Below are 20,146 nucleotides of genomic sequence, written 5' to 3' on the forward strand. Positions count from 1 at the left end.
ATGAGGCATCATTCCTTTCGGGTGGGTTGTTTAGTCGCTACCATTATACCGAATTTGGGGAGGTGCCTCATTTTTATTTAATTTTACCCCTTGATAACAAAGGGATTGGAATTATGAAATTAACTCATTTACAAGAACATTTGAGTTTATTAGAGCGCAGTAAGACAGACTTCTCCATGATTGTTGTCGATATTGATCATTTTAAATCAGTGAATGATACGTATGGCCATCTAGTAGGTGATGATGTATTGAGTCGCTTAGCGCAATTGATGCAACAATTCAGTGGTGAACGTGCAGTTGTGACTCGCTATGGGGGAGAGGAATTTGTCTTAGTTCTCCCACTAGCTACTGCTGAAGAAGGAATTTACTTTGCGAAAGAACTAAATAAATTAATAGCTGCAGAGAATTTTGCTGAAGTTGGCCACATTACAATTAGTTTAGGTGTGTCGACAACATGTGAAAATTGTTCCGTTCATCAAATGTTTAAAAAAGCAGATGATGCCCTTTATTATGCGAAGAAACATGGTAGAAATCAGGCGATTCACTATAATCAACTAGAAATATAGTTTCATGTGAAACAATTTGTGAAACAAAAAAGGAGGCATTCGTAAAAACGATGCCTCCTTTTCCTATTAAATTTCTTCGATAATACCTTTAATTAATGCTGTAAATGAAGAACGTACTTTACTTGCTACTTCAATTACTTCTTCATGGTTCAGTGGTTGGTCTAAAATACCAGCTGCCATATTTGTTAAACAAGAAATCCCTAATACTTTCATGCCGCCGTGCGTTGCAACGATTGCTTCAGGAACAGTCGACATACCGACAGCATCTGCACCAAGCGCACGAATCATACGAATTTCTGCTGGTGTTTCATAAGTTGGGCCGCTCCACCAAGCATAGACACCTTCATTGATGCTCAAGCTTTGTTTAGTCGCAACATTTTTCGCGATTTCACGAAGGTCACGGTCATATACATTTGATAAATCAGGGAAACGAGTACCTAATTCATCATTGTTTGGGCCGATTAATGGGTTTTCACCGGCTAAGTTTAAATGATCAGAGATAATCATTAATTCACCAGGTAAGTAAGTGCGATTTACAGCGCCACAAGCATTTGTTACAAGCATTTTTTTGATACCAAGTGCTTTCATAACACGTACTGGGAAAGTCACTTCATCCATTGTAAATCCTTCGTAGTAATGGAAGCGTCCTTTCATTGCTAAAACAGTTTTACCATTCAGTTGACCAATTACTAACTCGTTGGCGTGACCAATCGCAGATGATTTCGCGAAGTTTGGAATTTCAGTATAAGGGATGCTCACTGCGTTTTCGATGTCATCCGCTAATGATCCAAGTCCAGATCCTAAAATTAAGCCAATTTCAGGTTTTACGTTAATTTTTGATTGAATAAAAGCAGCTGTTTGCTGAATATCTTCAATTTTATGCATAATAAATTCCTCCTAAATAGTTCATTCGTTCAAATGTCCTTTAGTATCATATCAAATAAGGATTTCTCTGCCTAATCAGAACACGGAATAAGATGAAATTGTATTAATATTTGCATATACTACCAAATTGCTATTATATTGAGAATTACAAAGGGGTGGGGATATGAAAAAATACATAATAAACGGGATTGGTACATTACTAATTGTGTTAGTACTTGTCACGATTACTTTGGCTATATTAGCACAAACGAAGCAGCCAGATGTGAAAGAAGAACTTTTCCCAGTGAATGAGGAAGAAGCGATTGAAAATTTATCAAATGCTGTGAAGTTTAAGACTGTTTCAACAGAAGATCGAAAAGATATTAACTATAAGGAATTTACCCGATTTTTGACGTTTTTAAAAGAAACGTATCCAACCGTATATAAGCAGCTCGAAGTGGAGACTGTGAATGAGTATAGTGTCGTACTGAAATGGGCCGGGGCAGATGAGACGGCACAGCCAATCGGATTGACGAGTCACTATGATGTTGTGCCGGTTGCGAAGGGGACTGAAAAGGACTGGGAACAGGATGCCTTTAGTGGGAAAGTAGATGAGCAATTCATTTGGGGGAGAGGGACGCTTGATGACAAAGTAGGTGTCATCGGCACACTTGAAGCGATAAAATATTTAGTGGAGGACAATTATATTCCGAAACAGGATATTTATTTATTATTTGGCCATGATGAAGAAATTGGTGGCGATGAAGGGGCTGCGAAATTAACCGAATACTTCAAGGAGAAAGACATTCAATTGAAGTATATTTTAGATGAAGGCGGCGCAATCGTTAAGGGAATGGTACCTGGAGTCGAAAAACCCGTTGGCGTGATTGGTGTCGCAGAGAAAGGTTCGGCAACTGCGATATTATCTGTGAAGGGAAGCGGTGGCCATTCTTCACAACCGAAAAGCATGACGAATGTGGGCAGACTTTCAAAAGCGATTGCTAATTTGGAAGAGAAGCAATTCAACGCATCAATTAGTGGGCCGACAGAAGAATTATTTGAGTTTACCGCTCCTGAAATGAGTTTTATGTATAAATATATTTTTGAAAATCAATGGTTGTTCAAACCGGTAATCAAAAAGATTCTCCTAAGTAAACCAGCGACAGCGGCAGTCGTGCGTACGACGATTGCACCGACGATTTTCCATGCTGGAGATAAGGATAATATTCTCCCTGAAAAAGCAGAAGCGATAATCAACTTGCGCGTCATGCCGGGTGATACTTTAGCAGATTTACAAAAGCAAATGGAGAAAATGATCGATGATGATCAAGTAAAAATCAAAATCGAAGGAAATGAAGCTTCGAAAGTTTCTTCTACAACAAGCGAGTCATTCAAATCGATTCAAAAAGCGGTTAGAAGTGTCGATGATCAAGTAGTGGTCGCACCATATATTATGATTGGTGCTTCCGATTCCAAACATTATGCTGAAATTGCGGACGATGCATACCGCTTCTTGCCGATTAAGATGGAAGAGGATAGCTTGGAGAGAATGCATGGCACGAATGAACGAATCGAGAAAAAGGCATATTTAGAATCGATTCAATTTTATATTCATTTATTAAAACAATAAAAAGGGAGGAGTATGAGATTTAATCTCATGCTCCTCCCTTTTCGTCTTTATTTTTGCATTAAGAAAGTTAAATGACGACCATCCGCACGATTTTGGCGATAAGAGAAGCCTTGCTCTTTCTTAAATGTACAACTTGAATCAATCGTAATTTGTGAAGTCGGAACTCCTGCTAATTCAAATTGCATTTGAACTGTTTTTTGATTATCAATATGATATTTACGCGTCGTATCATTAAAGTACATGAAATCATCCGCGTAGCCGAGCGCTTTGAATTTCAAATAGACATCCTCATCTACTTCGAATTTCTCTTGGCTTAATGCTGTACCAATATGGATTTGTAGTTTTTTCGGATCGATTTGTTCTTTTTGAATTAGCGTTTCCATGACATGCTTACTAATTTCTTTGACTGTTCCTTGCCATCCTGAATGAATGACAGCGATTAAACCACTTTCAGGTTCATAAATAGATACAGGTACACAGTCAGCAGTGAATGTACAAAGAGCGACACCTTTTTCAAAAGTATAAAGCGCATCTGTATTTGGAATAGCTGTGTCGACAGAAGTTGCGCCACGTCCGAAATCATCTGCGGTCACTTTATATACATTGGCGCTATGTGTTTGATTCGCACAGACGATTTTCTGTAAGTCGATCGCTAAAGCATCGGCAAGTTGTTGACGATTTTTCAAAATTGCATTTGCATCGTCACAGCAATGTAGTGCCATATTATTATTCTCAGGTTGCGTTACATCTTTCAATGTAATTCCTGAAATCAGTTCATCATCATTACGATAGAATTGAATGTTCAAATTCATCACCTCTAGTTTTAAAATTACTGTATTTAGAAGGAAAAGTAAACGAAAAAAGAGGCTCGCTACAGGAGCGAACCTCTCTCAATAAATAGATCTTATTTCGTGTAGTTATCGAAGTAACCTTGGATGAAGATCATAGGCGTACCTTTGTCTCCAGAACCAGAAGTTAAATCTGATAAAGAACCGATTAAGTCAGTAAGGCGACGAGGTGTAGTACCTTGTGCAGCCATGTTGCCAGTTAAATCTTCATCTTTGTTGTTGATGTAGTTTTTGATTGCAGCGTCTAATTCATCACCACGTAAGTCAGCGAAATCATTATCAGCTAAATATTTTAATTTAACTTCATTAGGTGTACCGTCAAGACCAGCAGTGTACGCAGGTGATACAACTGGATCCGCTAATTCCCAAATTTGACCGACTGGATCTTTGAAAGCACCATCGCCATAAACCATTACTTCAACAGTTTTACCTGTTTTTTCTTTGATTGAAGCTTGGATACCGTCAACGATTGGTTGGCAGTTACGAGGGAATAATTTAATGCTATCTTCAGTAGATTTGTTAGAGCCTAAAAGACCGTAAGCTTCGTTGAAACCACTACCGTTGATTGATTTGTTTAAAATATCATCTAATGAATAAACTTTTTCAGCGCCAGCTGCATTTAAAATGCGTTTCGTACGCTCGCGTGAATGGATATCACATGTTAACACGTTTTTAGTGTAGTTTAAGATTGATTTTGGATTGTTAGAGAAGATGACTTCAACTTCAACGCCATATTCTTCAATTAAAGATTTATAGTATTCGATGTAGTCAACACCAGTGAATGGGTGTTTGTTCGCACCGAAGTGTTTACGGAAATCTTCTTCTGAAAGTGTATCAGTCCAAGGATTGATTCCTTTTTCATCTAAAGCGTCAAGACTTACTAAATGGTTACCTACTTCATCAGATGGGTAGCTAAGCATTAAGACAGCTTTTTTGATTCCTTTTGCGATCCCGCGTAAGCAGATTGCGAAACGGTTACGGCTTAAGATTGGGAAAATGATTCCGACAGTATCATCACCGAATTTAGACGTTACATCTTCAGCGATTGCATCGATTGAAGCATAGTTACCTTGCGCACGAGCAACAACTGATTCAGTTACTGTTACTACGTCTTTATCTTGAATATCAAAACCTTCAACTGCTGAAGCGTTTAAAACTGTATCAACGACGATTTGTGCGATGTCGTCTCCCTCGTTAATGATTGGACCACGAAGTCCGCGTGCTACTGTACCTACTACTCTTTCCAAAATAATCTCTCCTCTTAATGTAAATATCAACTTTATACTCATAACTATACGTATTTTGATATTATAAGTAAAATTAATATATAATATAGTAGGTATAAGGAGGGGTTATATGGTTATTAAATTAGATATGTACCGAATTTTCTTGCAGGTAGGGAAGAGTGAAAGTTTTTCAAAAGCCGCGAGAAGTTTATATATGACGCAACCGGCTATTAGCCAAGCGATTGCGCAACTGGAACAAGAATTAAATAGTCGGCTATTCAACCGCACGCCTAAAGGAGTTCATTTAACAGATGAGGGGACGATTTTATTCGGTCATGTGAAGGCAGCGCTAGAATTGATTGAAGCCGGAGAGAATAAATTATTAGAGTTCAAACATTTAACATTAGGGGAATTAAAGCTAGGTGTAGGTGATACGATTTCAAAGTACTACCTATTAGAATACTTGGAAGATTTCCGAAATCGCTATCCGAATATTCACTTCAAAATTGTAAACGGCACAACAACAGAGCTATCGAATCAATTGAAGTCAGGTGCGATCGATTTAGCAATTTGTAATTTACCACTTTCTGAAGATGGCTTCGATGTCATTCCATTAAAGGAAGTGCATGATGTATTCGTCTGCGGTGAAAAGTATAAGCCACTTTTAAATAAGCCATTGTCATTTGAACAACTTGTGAAGCTACCGTTAATTATGTTGGAGAGATTGGCGAATTCGCGAAAATATGTTGAGAAATTTTTGAATGAACAAGGCATCATGATCGAGCCGGAGTTGGAGCTAGGTTCACATGATTTACTAATTGAATTTGCGAAAAGTAATTTAGGCATTGCCTGTGTGACAAAAGAATTTTCTTTAGAATATTTAGAGCAAGGGAAATTATTTGAGATGGAGCTAGAAAAGCCGATTCCACCAAGGTTTATAGGGATTTGTCATTTGAAAACTGTTCCATTAACACCAGCAGCGACAAGATTTATGCAAATGCTCGTCAAAAAATAAGTTATACTGAAGGATAGGAAGTAAGAGAGGGGAACAACGTGAATAATTTTAAAGATTTAATAAATGAACAAGTGATTTTAGATGCGATTGCTGACTTAGGTTACACAGAGCCAACAGCTATTCAACAACAAGTCATTCCAGCTGTTTTAAAAGATCAGGACGTTATTGCAAAATCAAAAACAGGGAGCGGAAAAACAGCCGCTTATGCTATTCCGATTATCGAAAAAATTGATTGGAATGAAAATAAACCACAAGCGCTAGTATTAGTGCCGACGCGTGAATTAGCAGTACAAGTGAAAGAGGATTTCGCGAATATCGGACGATACAAACGAATTAAATCTGTAGCGGTATTTGGAAGCCAGCCAATTCGATTCCAAACGACAGCACTACGCCAAAAAACACATATTGTCGCTGGTTCACCAGGACGTGTGATGGACCATATTGAACGTGGTACTTTGAAATTGGATGAACTTAAATATTTCGTTATTGATGAAGCGGATGAATTGCTACACATGGGATTCATCGATCAAGTCGAAAAAATCATTAAAAAATTGCCGAAACAACGTCAAACATTACTTTTCTCCGCAACGTATTCTGTGGAAATTAGAAAATTAGCTGAAAAATATATGACGAATCCGACTTTCATTGAATATGAAGGGAAGCAATCGGCACAATCGACAATTCATCAACAAGTGATTGAAGTGGATGATAGTCAAAAGTATACGATGTTAAAAGAACTTACAATTGTAGAAAATCCGAATAGCTGTATTATTTTCTGCAACACGAAGGATCTAGTAAGCAAACTATGCGAAGACCTTGAAGATGATGGATATAGTGTAGATATGCTTCACGGTGGTATGACACAAGATGACCGTCTAGCTGTTATGAAAGATTTCCGTAGAGGTGATTTCCGTTACCTAGTAGCGACGGATGTAGCTGCGCGCGGAATCGACATTGATGATATTTCAATGGTTATTCAATATGAAGTACCATATGAGAAGGAAAGCTATGTTCACCGAATTGGTCGCACAGGTCGTGCAGGAAGCCAAGGTGTTGCAGTAACACTAGCTTCTTCAAAAGAAAATCGTCGCCTTCAAGAAATTGAAGATTATATTCATAAAACAATCGAACGTAGAAAAGCACCTGCTTCAGAAGAAATTTTGAAAATGGAAAAGGCGTTCAAAAAGAAAATGCTCGAATTACCTGAGAAGAAGCTGATGAAGAGTGAGCAGTTGAATGCGCATATTACGAAGCTATACTTTAATGGTGGCAAGAAGAAAAAAATTCGTCCAGTCGACTTCGTTGGTACAATTGCCAATTTAGATGGCGTAACTGCAAATGATATTGGCATCATTACAATTGAAGAAGCATGTAGCTTTGTTGAGATTTTAAACGGCAAAGGCGACATTGTTTTAAAACAAATGCAAAATAAAACGATTAAAAATAAAGCGTTAAAAGTTCATATCGCGAAAAAATAGTAACAATAGCCATGCGGATTTCCGTGTGGCTATTTTTATTGAAATTTCTTTTTATGTAGAAATGCCGTAAAGAAATGTTGGTCAAATCAACAGAAAAACAAAATTTCTGAAAATCATGTATATATGCGTAAATCAAAGCTTTTTGACTACTACAAATAGAGTTGTCAGAGGGGTGGTAGTTTGATATATTTCTCAATGATAATGATAATTGTTTTCAATTAAACTTTGGAGGTTACTCATGAAGAAAAGTATATATAGTGCATTACTTCTATCAACTGCACTTTTGCTAGGTGCATGTGGTGAGGAAAGTGCCAATCAAAATAAATCACCTAAAACAGCAGAAAAAGCACAAGCAGAAAGTACGTCAACTAGTTCATCTACTGTAGATGAAGCAACTGTGGCAGAACTTGTTAAAAACTTCCCAGAACAAAAATCTGAGAAAATCATCACAACTTCTGTAACGATTGCAGAAATGCTTAAAATCTTAGACGTAATACCAAGCGGATTACCGACAACGGAACATAAACTTCCAGAAGGCTATGACAAAATCGATAAAGTCGGTTCTGCAGTAGAGCCAGATGTTGAAAAAATCGTCAGCCTTTCGCCAGATTTAGTAGTAGGGCCAAAATCTATTCATACAAGTTTAGAGAAGAAAATGAAAAACACGAAAATCCCAACAGCTTACGTTCCAACAGATTCATATGGTGACCTGAAAAATTCATTCATGGCTCTCTCAACAGCACTTGGCAAAAAAGATGTTGCTGAAAAATACTTAACGGATTTAGAGAAAAAAGAGAAGAAAATCATCGCATCAAATGATTCTTCTGATAAAAAAGTGATGATTCTTTTCGGTTCAGGTGAATCATTCATGTTAATGAATACAAACACTTATGTAGGTAGCTTAGTTGCTCAAACAGGTGCGAAAAATATCATAACAGAAGCGACAACTTCAAAAGAAGCTTACGTACCAATGAATATGGAAGATGTCGTAGCGACAAATCCAGATGTCATCCTACTTGTCTCTCACAGTGATGCGGCAGTAGCTTTAAAACAATTCAAAGATGAAGTGAAAAAGAACGGCGCTTGGGAGCAATTGAATGCTTTCAAAAATGACAAAGTGGACGCTTTAGACTATGGAATTTTCGGATATGCCTCAATCGTTAAAGCACCAGAAGCACTAGAATCACTTCAAAAAATGTTAGCGAAGTAGGTTGGGTAGCAGATGAAATCGACTACAAAAAAAGGGTCAAGTATAATCATCGCGGGCATCGTCTTAGTGGTCATGCTCGTATTAGCAATCGGAATCGGCAGTGTCTATATTTCGCCAATCGATACATTAAAAACGATTTTCGGTCATGGAAATGATTTAACAAGCACAATCGTTTGGGATTTAAGAATTCCATGAGTATTAGTCGCAGTTATTGTCGGTGTGAACTTGGCGGTATCTGGTGCGCTATTACAATCAGTGATGCGAAATCCGCTAGCTGATCCTGGTTTAACAGGTGTATCGAGTGGTGCGTCCGTGACCGTATTACTAATCATGCTCGTATTCCCGAACTTCGGAAACTGGGTTCCACTTGCAGCAATGGTTGGTGGGACAGTCGCAGTAACAATTGTCTATGCTCTAGCATGGAAAAAGAACGGTATTTCGCCTGTGCGAATTATTTTAGCCGGTGTAGCAGTCAATGCAATATTCGGTGGGATCACTGGACTTCTATCAATCCTATATAGCGATAAATTACCAGCAGCACTTCAATGGATGAATGGTAGCCTAAGTGGTAAAGGTATGACGGATGTTTATACATTACTTCTCTATTCGATATTCGGTTGGATTGCGGCGCTATTCTGTATTCGTTCAGCGAATCTATTGGCGCTCGGTGAGAAGGTTGCAGTCAACTTAGGTGAAAATACGAATAAAATTCGAATCATTTTGTCATTAGTGGCCGTTTATTTAGCAGCAGTTTCAGTATCAGTTGTTGGTTTACTAGGGTTTGTAGGGCTAGTTGTTCCGCATATGGCACGCTTAATCGTTGGTTCGAACTACCGCTTACTAATGCCAATGAGCATGGTGATGGGGGCAGTTGTATTATTAATTGCTGATACGATTGGCCGTTCGTTATTTGCGCCACTCGACATCCCAGCAGGTATTGTTATGGCGATGGTTGGTGGACCTTACTTCCTATACTTAATGAGAAAAGGGGATATGTAGATGTTAGACGTACAAAATTTATCAGTTGAATTAGAACATAAAAGCATCGTAAAAAACCTCTCATTTAAAATAGAAAGTGGCGAAATTGTATCGATTATTGGTCCGAATGGTTCTGGTAAATCGACTGCTTTAAAAGCAATTTCTAGAATGATCGTGCCAGGAGAAGATACAGTTTATATCAATGGTGACGACCTTATTTCTTTAAAATCAAAGGACATCTCGAAACGAATGAGTGTCCTTTTTCAATCAAATGAAGCACCAGCGGATCTTACAGTCGAACAACTTGTGGAATATGGACGAACACCTCATAAGAAATGGTTTGAGCGACTGAACGACGAGGATGTCGAAATCATTGATTGGGCAATTGAAAAAACAGGACTTGAGAAATTCCGTGATCGTCTAGTCATTTCTCTGTCTGGCGGGGAAGCACAAAGAGCTTGGATCGCAATGTCATTAGCACAGCGACCAAAAATTCTTTTGCTAGATGAACCAACAACGTATTTAGATATTGCACATCAACTACAATTACTAGAGTTAATTCATAGCGTAAACAAAGAGCTTGGTATGACGATTGTGATGGTTTTACATGACTTGAATCAGGCGAGTATTTACAGTGATAAAATATGCGTCATTAAAGACGGTGCGATGGTACGATACGGCACATCTGAAGAAGTGATGACGCGTGAGTTAATCCGAAAAGTCTATCATGTGGATTGCGAGATTGATCAACATTTCAAACACGGTAAACCACGCGTGAGTCTAATTGGAATCGCAGAGGAATAGGGGAGAATAGAATGAAAAAAGAAATCGATTTAAATCAACAACGTGAAGAATACGTAGCGTTTATCGAACAACAAAAAACAATGGTATTAAGCAGCTTAGACTTGGAAGGTAATCCATTCACAAGCTATGCACCATACGTACTTCATGAAGGTACTTTCTATATTTACATTAGCAAAATTTCAGATCACTATGCATTCATTGAGAAAAGTCCGAAAGTGAGCGGCATGATTTTAGCAGACGAAGCGGATTCACCAAATCTTTTTGCACGTAAAAGAGCGCGCTTCGAATGTACTTCTAAAATTGTTGCGGATGAAGCACATGAACATATTTTTGAAGTATTCAATGAAAAACACGGAAAACCTATGTTAGATTTACTTCGTGGATTAGATTTCTCATTATTCGAGTTAACACCAGAAGTAGGCCGTTATGTAGTAGGATTCGGTAAAGCATTCGATATTAATATGGCAACGAAAGAATTAAACCATGTTGTTGTAGATAAGAAAAAATAATAAGTGAAAAAACCTCGGAATTAGATGATTCCGAGGTTTTTATTTACACGGTGAAAACTATTTGTTATAATTCCTATAAGATAACTAGGTTATGAAAAGGAGCGATTGAAATGGAAACAACATCATTTTACCGACAAACAATGGCATCAACTTATGCAACACGTAAATTTTTCGAAAAAGTGACGACGGATTTACAAACTCAACTAAGAGAATGGGATGCGGAAGTGTGCGTTGAAGTTGAGAAATGGCGACAATATGTTGTGAAAGTCACATTTGAAAATCGCTTATATCGAATGAACCTAACAAAAAACGAAATTGAATTATATCAACACGAAAGTCCGTTTGCATTGGATCGACTGATTTTAGATGCATTGATAAAACAAGGGCTTACATTAAAACAACCAGCGGGGAACTATTTAGACGCAGTTTATGCATAAAAAAACGAAAAGCAGAGAACGCGATTATTTATACGTTCCCTGCTTTTTTGTATCAATTTAGTTTGGTAATTTGAATTTATTTACGAGCATTTGAACTTCTTCTGAAAGATGTTGTAGCTCTTGAGCCGTTCTTTCCATGCTCTCCATAGATGCTAGTGCTTCTTCAGATGAAGCTGCAACTTCTTCAGAAGCGGCTGCGTTATCATTTGCAGCGTCTAAAACTGTTTGTGAACCAGCTACCATTGTCGAGATCGTCGCAGCGATTTCTTCAGAGATTGCTGACATATCTTCCATTCGTGGAGAGATATCTTGCATACTCGTAATGATTGTTTCGAATTTATGAGCCGTTTCTTCTGCAACAAGCGTACCTGATTGCGCATGCTCAATCGTTTCTTGCATAATTTTCACGGTTTCGCTTGTATCATTTTGAACAGCTAGAATTAACTTCTCAATTTGACCAGCAGATTGTTGTGAACTCTCTGCAAGTTTACGAACTTCTTCAGCTACGACTGCGAATCCTTTACCATGCTCACCTGCACGAGCAGCCTCAATTGAAGCGTTAAGTGCTAATAGGTTCGTTTGGTCCGCAATTGAGCGAATCATCTCTAGAATAGAGCTGATCTCTTTTGTGCGGTCGTACAATGCGCGGATTTTCGTATCTGTATGATTGACTGCATCATGAATCGTATTCATTTTATTAACTGTATTTTTGATTGAATGACCACCATCGACCGCTTGCTCACTTGCAGTAGCAGTAAGATCAGAAACATGTGCAGCTCCTGTAGCGATATTCGTAGTACCTTCTGAAATTTCACGTAAAGCTTCATTTGATTGACCAACTTGATTCGTTTGTTGCTCATTGTTAATTGTCACTTGTTGGATCGCAGAACTGATTTGCTGAGAACTTGCGATATTTTGACTCGTACTTGCCGATAACAGATCAGCAGACTCTTGTACCGTATTCGTATGTGTTTTTAAGTCAGTTAAAAGGCTGATTAGATGTTTTTGCATTTGATCGAAAGCTTGCCCTAATTGCCCAACTTCATCACTGCTTAACACATCGATTTTCTGTGTTAAATCACCTTTACTAATTGTCTTGGCACTCGTTGTTAGTTTTCTAAGTGGTACGAGAATTGAACGGATGACGTAGAAAATCATAATGCCACCAAGAATTAAAGAAACGATGATGACAATAATATTCGTTTTGTAAATGACACTCGTACTTTCATCGGCTTCTGACATATATGTGTTTCCGATGATTTTCCAATCCGTTAAATTGTTCGTTTTATAAAGAACGCGCATTTCACCGATTGTTTTTTCTTCTTCACGTTTACCGCTAGTTAATTGGTTAATCTCTTTTTCAACTTTTGAGCCTAAGTCTTTCTTAGGATGCGAGATGTATTGATCGTTTTTATCAACAATCGACACAAATCCTTTTTTACCAATCGCAACTTGACTAGCAATTGCATGGAATGAATCGATTGTTAAATCAATCCCAACGACACCTTGCCCATTCGGTAATTCTTTTGAAAGTGTGATGACTAATCCGTTTCCAGAAGCATCTTTGTAAGGATCAGAAATTGAATAATTGACACCTTTCGTAGAAGCATACCAAGGACGTTCACGTGGATCATAGTCTTTAGCATACGTGTGATAAGGCATGCGAATCATGTCGCCCTGAGTAGTACCTACATAGGCCATTTCAACATCCGAGTGGCTATTTACATACTCGTCAAGAATTTCACGTGTATCAGAGCCTTTCTTCATTTTTAAAGATGTTGAAGCAAGTTTATCTGCTAAATACTCAATATCATGTGTTTTTAAAGAAACAGCATGAGTGATATTTGTATTTAATACTTCAATGCTAGAGTTGGCATTGATTTTTTGTTGTTCAATGATTTGCTTTTTCGCACTTTGTACGGAAAACCAACCAACGCTTAGTATTGGTACGATTAAGATGATGACAAAAGCGAGAATTAATTTAGTTCTAAGCTGCATTTTTTTCTTCATGTCTATAGACCTACCTTTAAAAAAGATTTCTAGGATATATATCGGAATAAAACCTATGTTGTAAACAAAATGAACATATTAATGTCGTATATAGTGAAAAATAGGTATTTAGAACCCTGTAGTTTTGTAGTATTATTTACATATGAGGTGTTTGAAATGAAATTGAAAATTACTTGTTTAATCTTTAGTTGTTTATTGCTCACAGCTTGTAGTAGTGAGGAAGTGTATAACACGAAGATTGAAAAAGGTTTTTATGCTGTACAACAAGAAGAATTTGAAAGAGCTTTAGGTTATTTCAAATCAGCAGAAAAATTGAATCGTGATGATGAATCATTATCAATTTATATAAATCAGCTCAAAAATTTAAGGAAAGCTGAGGATTCATCTTTTTTAGGTGATGAGGAATTAGCAGCACATTATATTAAAAAGGTTGTCCATGCAAAAAAAGGATCCCCTATAATAGTAGAAAAAGCATTAGAGATTAGAGATCAATTACGTTCCATATAAAAAAGGAGTCCCCATTTGGAGACTCCTTCATTTTTACCCATTATGTGAAAATGAACGATTTAGTAAACTTTGTCGCCGTTAAAAATTGAGTTTTTAACAATTACATAGTCAACTGTACGGATTGCATCAAGTTTCGTACCACCAGCGTAAGAAATTGAAGACTGAAGATCTTGTTGCATCTCAACTAATGTATCGTTTAATGAACCTTTATGTTCAACGTACATTTTTTTACCTTCAACGTTTTTCTTTTCACCTTTTTGGAACTCAGATGCTGAACCGAAGTATTCTTTTACTTTTTTACCATCGATTTCGATTGTGTTACCTGGAGATTCTTCGTGACCAGCGAATAGAGAGCCGATCATAACCATAGAAGCACCGAAGCGTACAGATTTCGCGATGTCGCCGTGTGTACGGATTCCGCCATCAGCGATGATCGGTTTCGTAGCAGCTTTTGCACACCAGCGAAGTGCCGCTAATTGCCAGCCGCCAGTACCGAATCCAGTTTTGATTTTCGTAATACAAACTTTACCTGGTCCAATACCCACTTTAGTTGCATCAGCACCAGCATTTTCAAGTTCACGAACTGCTTCTGGTGTACCAACATTTCCAGCGATTACGAAAGATTTAGGTAATAAACCTTTAATATGTTGGATCATGTTGATTACCGCGTTTGAATGACCGTGCGCGATATCGATTGTGATAAAGTCAGGCGTTAAGCCAAGAGTAGCTAATTCTTCAACGAAAGTATATTCTTCTGGTTTTACACCAACACTGATTGAAGCGATTAGACCGCGACCTTGCATATCTTTAATAAAGTTTACGCGTTTTTCAGGGTTGAAGCGGTGCATAATGTAGAAGTATCCACCTTCAGCTAATTGTGTAGCAATTGTTTCATCAATGATTGTTTGCATATTTGCAGGAACAACCGGTAATTTAAATTTATGTCCACCAAGCTCAATTGAAGTATCACACTCTGAGCGGCTATTTACGATACATTTTGCAGGTACTAATTGAATATCTTCATAATCGAATACGTTATCCATTTGTTAAATACACTCCTAAAGACGAATATTATTTTTAATTGGACGAGAAATGTTCGTCCTTTGGTAATTTACCTTATTTTTTAGGTCATGTCAAAGGTTTTGGAGATAAATTTTTAGAAAATTTTTTGATGTTCAAACAAATCAAACAATTTAGTCCTTGTAAACGCTTTACTGACAAGGTTTTCATACATTTGGAGAAAAATGGATTCAATAAAAGTTGTTTGAATAAACTTTTTTACTCTCATAATAACGACTAGTCATAAAGTTTATTAAGTTGTCATTTTAGCAGTAATAAAGGACGGTTTCGGTACGTTATGATAGAATCAAAGACATAAGAAGATAAAATAAAAACATTTATAATATAAATACATATTTGAGAGGATAAATGAAATGAAAAAACTAGAAATTTCTATTAAAGACCTTTTGATCGGATGCCCACCAATTAAAATCGTGACGGAAGAAGATATGGAAGAATTCGGTGAAATCGTCGATGCCCACCGCGATATTTCATACGGTCAAGTAGAGGTAGATGATGAAGGGAAACTAACGTCACTTGCGATTGATTTAGAGTCAATTACAGAGAATAACGATGTTTCTTTGGACGAGTATGAAGAACTTTCAATTGAAGATATAAAAGAGATGGGTGAAGATTTCGTAAATGAATTTGGTGCGAAAGGTTTGCAGTTAACATCATTCAGTGACTGGGGTTCAGATATATTTTTACTTGTTTTTGAGGCGATGGATGTACAATATCAAATTCCATTACCTGATTCAGGTGTGACGCTTGAAATGAACCGTCATGGCTTTATTTTGTCAGCAACAATAACGCAGTCATACTATCAATTAAAATATCCTGAAGTAAAAATTACAGCAGAAGAAGCGTTAGAAATTTATAAAAAGCGACAATTAATTGAGATGGGTGCAATCCAACAAGATGAGGAAATGCGATTAATGTATTTCCCAATCAGTCATAATGAAGGGATTTCTGTAGATGGAGAATTTTTAGAACTAGATCAATTCTCAATGGATACACCATCTGTTTTGAAAGACATCACAGAAGTGTCGGATGCTTATACAGAAAATCAATTGCTTGGTGTTCACGAAGGTTTAGTTCAAACGGAAGAAGAGGGCCTTACTACGTATAAAAATCCTGAAAATGATGCGATTGAGATCAGCATTAATCGTTCGGATAACACAGAGATCGTAGTAGATTCTTCACTTCCATTCAACGATGAGGTTGAACTAAATGTAGAAGAATTGCAGCAGCGTGCAATCGCATTCTTACAACTTCAAGTTGGTGAAGTTGTAAACAATTATAAAGTTGAAGCTTTCTTTGAAGAAGATGATGAGGAAGAAGAGATTGATGATGATCTAACACCTGAAGAAATTGAAATGTTGAAAGCTTTATCAGAAGCAGATGATGAAGAGGATGAGGAAGAAGATGAAGATGAATATCAGTTTGAGCCATTCGTTTCCTTCGTATTCCATCGCCAAATCAACGGTATTCCAATTCGTGAATATAATGCACATGTAGACATCGGTATTTACAGTGGTACGGTGAGAGATTCATTGATTCCGTTACTTGATGAGAAGTACATTGAAGAGATGGTTGTTAAGCCAACTATTTCAATTGAAGAAGCAGATGAAATGTATAAAAACTCAATTAAAATGGAATTAACACGCGTTCCACATGAGGAAGAAGAATTCATCGTCTATGAACTTTGCTATGTAGTGAAACCAACTTCAGAGCCTGTACACATTGAGAGAATCGATGCTCAAAACGGTAATGTATTTTATTTAGATGACCTGAGTTATGTGGAAGCAGAAGAAGAAGATTTAGAAGAAGAGTAAAACTTAATTATTGCATAGTAATGAATAATTATTACTTTTTAATAGTCTGAGATATTGACAGGAAGTAGTTGATAAGTTAGACTGTTGATAATTATACAAACGAATACAACCTCACAGTTTACCAATTTGTGAGGTAGAGGCGCGATATTTATTAGTGATTCAGGGGAGTAAGAGAAAACATTGATCCTAGTCAGAAGGAAATATCGCCGAAGCGTACGAAGTAACTCAAAACCGTATGCTGGGTCTGCAGTTAAGAATTGCAGGACTGTCTTACTTTTTCACCCAAATTAAGTAAGTTGCGCTATCTCTAAAAGGGAACTGATGAGGATTTCTAGGTCTAGTATTACTAGGGTTCTATGAGTTCATCTCATTTTCCCTTTTGGTACTAGTCCTTTTTTCGTTTTTGGGAAATCTAGTTCAAAGAGGAGAGATTTATTCATGAAAAAATCAATGGGGTTATTTACAGCAATGATGTTAGTGCTAGTTCTGGCTTTAGCAGCATGCAGTTCAGGGGATTCTAAAAAATCGGAATCTTCAGGCGATGGGAAAGATACATTTACAGTAGGTATGGAAGCAGGATATGCACCGTTCAACTGGACGCAAAAAGATGATTCAAATGGCGCTGTGAAAATCGATGGAAACGCTGAGTACGCAGGTGGTTACGATGTTCAAATCGCGAAAAAAATCGCGGACAGCATGGGCAAAAAATTAGTCATTGTTAAAACGGAGTGGGACGGATTAATTCCAGGATTAATCTCAGGTAAAATTGATGCAGTAATCGCTGGTATGTCACCAACGCCAGAACGTAAAAAATCAGTTGATTTCTCTGATATTTATTACGCTTCAAACTTAGTAATGGTCGTGAAATCGGATGGTAAGTATGCAGATGCAACTTCTATTGATGATTTCTCAGGAGCTAAAATTACAGGGCAGTTAAACACTTCTCACTACACAGTAATCGATCAAATTAAAGGCGTTAAGAAAGAAACTGCAGCAGATAACTTCTCTGCAATGCGTGTAGCGCTTGAGTCAGGTAAAATTGATGGCTATGTTTCTGAACGTCCAGAAGGAATTTCAGCTTCAGCAGCTAATGATAAATATAAAATGATTGAGTTCAAAGACGGTTCAGGCTTCAAAGCGGATCCAGTTGAATCATCAATCGCAGTTGGTGTGAAAAAAGACAGTGAATTAACGAAGGAAATTAACAAAGCGTTAGAAAAAATCACTGAAGAAGAACGTCAACAACTAATGGAAACTGAAATTAAAAATCAACCAGCAGCAAAATAAGTATGTACGAGGCTACCAACAGTTCTTGTTCAAAGCGTTGGTAGCTTGTTTTTATAAGGAGTGATTGCGATGAGCCTGGAATGGTTAATTGAGATAGTAAAAGATAACTGGGATATGTTTTTAAGAGGCGCAGGAATGACGATGCTGATTGCTACAATCAGTACGGTTGTTGGTGCGATCATCGGTTTATTAATCGGTGTAGTTGAAACGGTTCCAAAACAGAAAAATGGATTTAAAAAATGGTTTTTACGCATAATCAAAATCATCTTACGTGTGTATGTAGAATTCTTCCGTGGCACACCAATGATGGTTCAAGCGATGGTTGTATTCTTCGGATTACCGCTAATTATGCAATCTATTAAAGCAACAATCGGGACAGATTTTGGTATTGATGGCGATATGAACCGCACATTTGCAGCGGTATTAGTTGTTTCATTAAATACAGGAGCATATATGGCTGAAATCGTACGCGGTGGGGTGCTGAGTATCGATAAAGGCCAATTTGAAGCAGCGCAAGCAATCGGGATGAATCATTGGAAAACGATGATTCATGTCGTGTTACCACAGGTTTTAAGAAATATTCTACCAGCAACAGGTAACCAATTCGTAATGAATATTAAAGATACTTCTGTATTGAATGTTATCGGTGTTACGGAATTATTCTTCACAACGAAATCAATTGCTGGAGCGAATTTCCGCTATTTCGAATCGTTCTTCATTGCTTGTCTTGTTTATTTAGTATTGACGATGGTAGTGACGCAAATTCTACGTTTCTTCGAGAGAAAACTTGGCGGAGATGCAAACTATCAAATGTTAGATATTCCACAACCAAGACGTACAGAAGGACCATTGAAATAAGGAGGAATTTACATGAATACAATTATTGATATTAAGCATTTAAGTAAATCCTTCGGGTCGCATGAAGTCTTGAAGGACATTAACTTTTCAGTCGAAAAAGGTGAAGTAGTTACCGTAATTGGTTCATCTGGTTCGGGGAAATCAACATTACTTAGATGTCTAAATTTATTAGAAACACCGGATGGCGGAGAAGTGAACTATGAAGGTCAGAACATTTTAACGCATATGGAAGATGTGAATGAATATCGTACGAAATTAGGAATGGTATTCCAACAATTCAACCTTTTTAATAACTGTAATGTGCTTCAAAATTGTGTTTTGGGCCAAGTAAGAGTATTAAAAAGAAATAATGTAGAAGCAAAGAAAATCGCTGAAGAATATCTAAACGTCGTGGGGATGGGCAGATATTTAAACGCAAGACCATCACAATTATCGGGTGGTCAAAAACAACGTGTAGCAATTGCGCGCGCATTGTCTATGAAACCAAGAGCGCTATTATTCGATGAACCGACTTCGGCACTCGATCCAGAGATGGTGGGAGAAGTACTGACGGTCATGAAGGATTTAGCAAAAGCGGGTTCAACTATGATCATCGTGACGCATGAGATGGAATTTGCTCGTGAAGTATCGGATCGCATTGTCTTTATGGACCAAGGTGTCATCGTAGAAGATGGAACACCAGATGAAGTATTCAATCATCCGCAACACGAAAGAACGAAAGCTTTTTTAAAACGTGCATTGAAAAACTAGGGGTAGTATTTCATATGAGAGTCGATTCAATTTATTTTGAATTGGCTCTTTTTTTGATCAAAGTTGATTTAATCATAAAAACTAGCTGGTTTTATGAATATATATCCAATTATTGAAAATATATTTAGTTTAAATTTAACCATTTAACATCTGTTCGGTAGAATTCCCCCATCTTCTATAAGTGGGGGATGAATACCGTTCAGTTTGAGGGTTACCGTTGGTAACTCGAAAACTGATATAAAGGTCTTATCGCCATTTTCTTTTAGCTTAGATAA

General features: G+C 37.3%; 19 protein-coding genes, 1 pseudogene and 1 riboswitch. Of the genes and pseudogenes, 15 read left to right on the forward strand and 5 right to left on the reverse strand.

Translation table 11 applies throughout. The annotated features are described in order from the left end of the window. Positions 1-566, forward strand: a 566-nt coding sequence (locus tag DF281_RS12985; RefSeq protein ID WP_206058900.1) for a GGDEF domain-containing protein, incomplete at its 5' end; no start/stop codon positions are given. 66 nt (positions 567-632) lie between these two features. Here the strand turns inward: DF281_RS12985 and DF281_RS12990 are convergent. Continuing rightward, complete coding sequence (locus tag DF281_RS12990) at positions 633-1,451, reverse strand: purine-nucleoside phosphorylase (protein ID WP_109350689.1); 819 nt, start codon at positions 1,449-1,451, stop codon at positions 633-635. Positions 1,452-1,614: 163 nt separating this feature from the next. Here DF281_RS12990 and DF281_RS12995 point away from each other — a divergent pair, with 163 nt between their 5' ends. Further along, on the forward strand, positions 1,615-3,060 hold the full coding sequence (locus DF281_RS12995; protein WP_109350690.1) for a M20 family peptidase: 1,446 nt from the start codon (positions 1,615-1,617) through the stop codon (positions 3,058-3,060). A gap of 47 nt (positions 3,061-3,107) precedes the next feature. Here DF281_RS12995 and pgeF read toward each other — a convergent pair whose 3' ends face one another. Together pgeF and DF281_RS13005 are read right to left on the reverse strand one after the other, a co-directional pair. After that, complete coding sequence (pgeF, locus tag DF281_RS13000) at positions 3,108-3,872, reverse strand: peptidoglycan editing factor PgeF (RefSeq protein ID WP_172461977.1); 765 nt, start codon at positions 3,870-3,872, stop codon at positions 3,108-3,110. A 92-nt stretch (positions 3,873-3,964) separates the two neighbouring features. Next, positions 3,965-5,155, reverse strand: coding sequence for a coenzyme F420-0:L-glutamate ligase (locus DF281_RS13005; RefSeq protein ID WP_109350692.1), 1,191 nt, complete (start codon positions 5,153-5,155; stop codon positions 3,965-3,967). 109 nt (positions 5,156-5,264) lie between these two features. On the opposite strand from DF281_RS13005, the gene DF281_RS13010 reads away from it, so the two are divergent. From DF281_RS13010 to DF281_RS13040, 8 genes and pseudogenes are all read left to right on the forward strand, one after another. Continuing rightward, complete coding sequence (locus DF281_RS13010) at positions 5,265-6,149, forward strand: LysR family transcriptional regulator (RefSeq protein WP_109350693.1); 885 nt, start codon at positions 5,265-5,267, stop codon at positions 6,147-6,149. A gap of 38 nt (positions 6,150-6,187) precedes the next feature. Beyond that, a complete protein-coding gene (locus DF281_RS13015) occupies positions 6,188-7,627 on the forward strand; it encodes a DEAD/DEAH box helicase (RefSeq protein WP_109350694.1) in 1,440 nt (479 codons plus the stop codon). A 238-nt stretch (positions 7,628-7,865) separates the two neighbouring features. After that, complete coding sequence (locus DF281_RS13020) at positions 7,866-8,837, forward strand: ABC transporter substrate-binding protein (protein WP_109350695.1); 972 nt, start codon at positions 7,866-7,868, stop codon at positions 8,835-8,837. Positions 8,838-8,849: 12 nt separating this feature from the next. After that, entirely contained in the window at positions 8,850-9,032 is a 183-nt protein-coding gene (locus DF281_RS15010; RefSeq protein ID WP_338084925.1) for a hypothetical protein, read from the forward strand. Between the two features lie 12 nt (positions 9,033-9,044). Then, a pseudogene (locus DF281_RS13025) lies at positions 9,045-9,836 on the forward strand (FecCD family ABC transporter permease); the annotation flags it as partial. Then, on the forward strand, positions 9,837-10,619 hold the full coding sequence (locus tag DF281_RS13030; RefSeq protein WP_109350696.1) for an ABC transporter ATP-binding protein: 783 nt from the start codon (positions 9,837-9,839) through the stop codon (positions 10,617-10,619). It begins immediately after the preceding pseudogene. Between the two features lie 11 nt (positions 10,620-10,630). Continuing rightward, the gene (locus DF281_RS13035; RefSeq protein WP_109350697.1) at positions 10,631-11,128 is read left to right on the forward strand and encodes a HugZ family pyridoxamine 5'-phosphate oxidase; all 498 of its coding nucleotides are present in this window, start codon (positions 10,631-10,633) and stop codon (positions 11,126-11,128) included. Between the two features lie 110 nt (positions 11,129-11,238). After that, a complete protein-coding gene (locus DF281_RS13040) occupies positions 11,239-11,565 on the forward strand; it encodes a hypothetical protein (RefSeq protein ID WP_109350698.1) in 327 nt (108 codons plus the stop codon). Between the two features lie 57 nt (positions 11,566-11,622). Here the strand turns inward: DF281_RS13040 and DF281_RS13045 are convergent, their stop codons facing one another. Beyond that, the gene (locus DF281_RS13045) at positions 11,623-13,575 is read right to left on the reverse strand and encodes a methyl-accepting chemotaxis protein (RefSeq protein ID WP_109350699.1); all 1,953 of its coding nucleotides are present in this window, start codon (positions 13,573-13,575) and stop codon (positions 11,623-11,625) included. Between the two features lie 156 nt (positions 13,576-13,731). Here DF281_RS13045 and DF281_RS13050 point away from each other — a divergent pair, with 156 nt between their 5' ends. Beyond that, positions 13,732-14,082, forward strand: a complete 351-nt coding sequence (locus DF281_RS13050; protein WP_109350700.1) for a hypothetical protein — start codon at positions 13,732-13,734, stop codon at positions 14,080-14,082. A 59-nt stretch (positions 14,083-14,141) separates the two neighbouring features. Here DF281_RS13050 and guaC read toward each other — a convergent pair whose 3' ends face one another. Further along, positions 14,142-15,125 carry a GMP reductase gene (gene guaC / locus DF281_RS13055; protein WP_109350701.1) on the reverse strand — a complete coding sequence of 328 codons (984 nt, stop codon included), beginning with the start codon at positions 15,123-15,125 and terminating at the stop codon, positions 14,142-14,144. Between the two features lie 390 nt (positions 15,126-15,515). On the opposite strand from guaC, the gene DF281_RS13060 reads away from it, so the two are divergent. The 4 genes from DF281_RS13060 (at position 15,516) to DF281_RS13075 (ending at position 19,871) form a co-directional block, all read left to right on the forward strand. Continuing rightward, the gene (locus tag DF281_RS13060; protein ID WP_109350702.1) at positions 15,516-16,976 is read left to right on the forward strand and encodes a hypothetical protein; all 1,461 of its coding nucleotides are present in this window, start codon (positions 15,516-15,518) and stop codon (positions 16,974-16,976) included. A gap of 126 nt (positions 16,977-17,102) precedes the next feature. Next, positions 17,103-17,288, forward strand: a riboswitch (Lysine riboswitch). Positions 17,289-17,414: 126 nt separating this feature from the next. Further along, on the forward strand, positions 17,415-18,263 hold the full coding sequence (locus DF281_RS13065) for a transporter substrate-binding domain-containing protein (RefSeq protein WP_109350703.1): 849 nt from the start codon (positions 17,415-17,417) through the stop codon (positions 18,261-18,263). 69 nt (positions 18,264-18,332) lie between these two features. Continuing rightward, positions 18,333-19,121 (forward strand): amino acid ABC transporter permease, encoded by a 789-nt coding sequence (locus tag DF281_RS13070; RefSeq protein ID WP_109350704.1) that lies wholly within the window; start codon positions 18,333-18,335, stop codon positions 19,119-19,121. Positions 19,122-19,133: 12 nt separating this feature from the next. Continuing rightward, a complete protein-coding gene (locus DF281_RS13075; protein WP_109350705.1) occupies positions 19,134-19,871 on the forward strand; it encodes an amino acid ABC transporter ATP-binding protein in 738 nt (245 codons plus the stop codon). Positions 19,872-20,146: the final 275 nt, after the last annotated feature.

Source organism: Kurthia zopfii (assembly GCF_003143955.1).
Lineage (GTDB): Bacteria > Bacillota > Bacilli > Bacillales_A > Planococcaceae > Kurthia > Kurthia zopfii.

Bases quoted from the DNA above. Each gene is read 5' to 3' on its own strand.
- DF281_RS13035 (WP_109350697.1), top strand. From the start codon at position 10,631: ATGAAAAAAGAAATCGATTTAAATCAACAACGTGAAGAATACGTAGCG.
- DF281_RS13040 (WP_109350698.1), top strand. From the start codon at position 11,239: ATGGAAACAACATCATTTTACCGACAAACAATGGCATCAACTTATGCA.
- DF281_RS12995 (WP_109350690.1), top strand. From the start codon at position 1,615: ATGAAAAAATACATAATAAACGGGATTGGTACATTACTAATTGTGTTA.
- DF281_RS13050 (WP_109350700.1), top strand. From the start codon at position 13,732: ATGAAATTGAAAATTACTTGTTTAATCTTTAGTTGTTTATTGCTCACA.
- DF281_RS13070 (WP_109350704.1), top strand. From the start codon at position 18,333: ATGAGCCTGGAATGGTTAATTGAGATAGTAAAAGATAACTGGGATATG.
- DF281_RS12990 (WP_109350689.1), bottom strand. From the start codon at position 1,451: ATGCATAAAATTGAAGATATTCAGCAAACAGCTGCTTTTATTCAATCA.
- DF281_RS13045 (WP_109350699.1), bottom strand. From the start codon at position 13,575: ATGAAGAAAAAAATGCAGCTTAGAACTAAATTAATTCTCGCTTTTGTC.
- pgeF (WP_172461977.1), bottom strand. From the start codon at position 3,872: ATGAATTTGAACATTCAATTCTATCGTAATGATGATGAACTGATTTCA.
- DF281_RS13020 (WP_109350695.1), top strand. From the start codon at position 7,866: ATGAAGAAAAGTATATATAGTGCATTACTTCTATCAACTGCACTTTTG.
- DF281_RS13060 (WP_109350702.1), top strand. From the start codon at position 15,516: ATGAAAAAACTAGAAATTTCTATTAAAGACCTTTTGATCGGATGCCCA.
- DF281_RS13065 (WP_109350703.1), top strand. From the start codon at position 17,415: ATGAAAAAATCAATGGGGTTATTTACAGCAATGATGTTAGTGCTAGTT.
- DF281_RS13075 (WP_109350705.1), top strand. From the start codon at position 19,134: ATGAATACAATTATTGATATTAAGCATTTAAGTAAATCCTTCGGGTCG.
- DF281_RS13030 (WP_109350696.1), top strand. From the start codon at position 9,837: ATGTTAGACGTACAAAATTTATCAGTTGAATTAGAACATAAAAGCATC.
- guaC (WP_109350701.1), bottom strand. From the start codon at position 15,125: ATGGATAACGTATTCGATTATGAAGATATTCAATTAGTACCTGCAAAA.
- DF281_RS15010 (WP_338084925.1), top strand. From the start codon at position 8,850: ATGAAATCGACTACAAAAAAAGGGTCAAGTATAATCATCGCGGGCATC.
- DF281_RS13010 (WP_109350693.1), top strand. From the start codon at position 5,265: ATGGTTATTAAATTAGATATGTACCGAATTTTCTTGCAGGTAGGGAAG.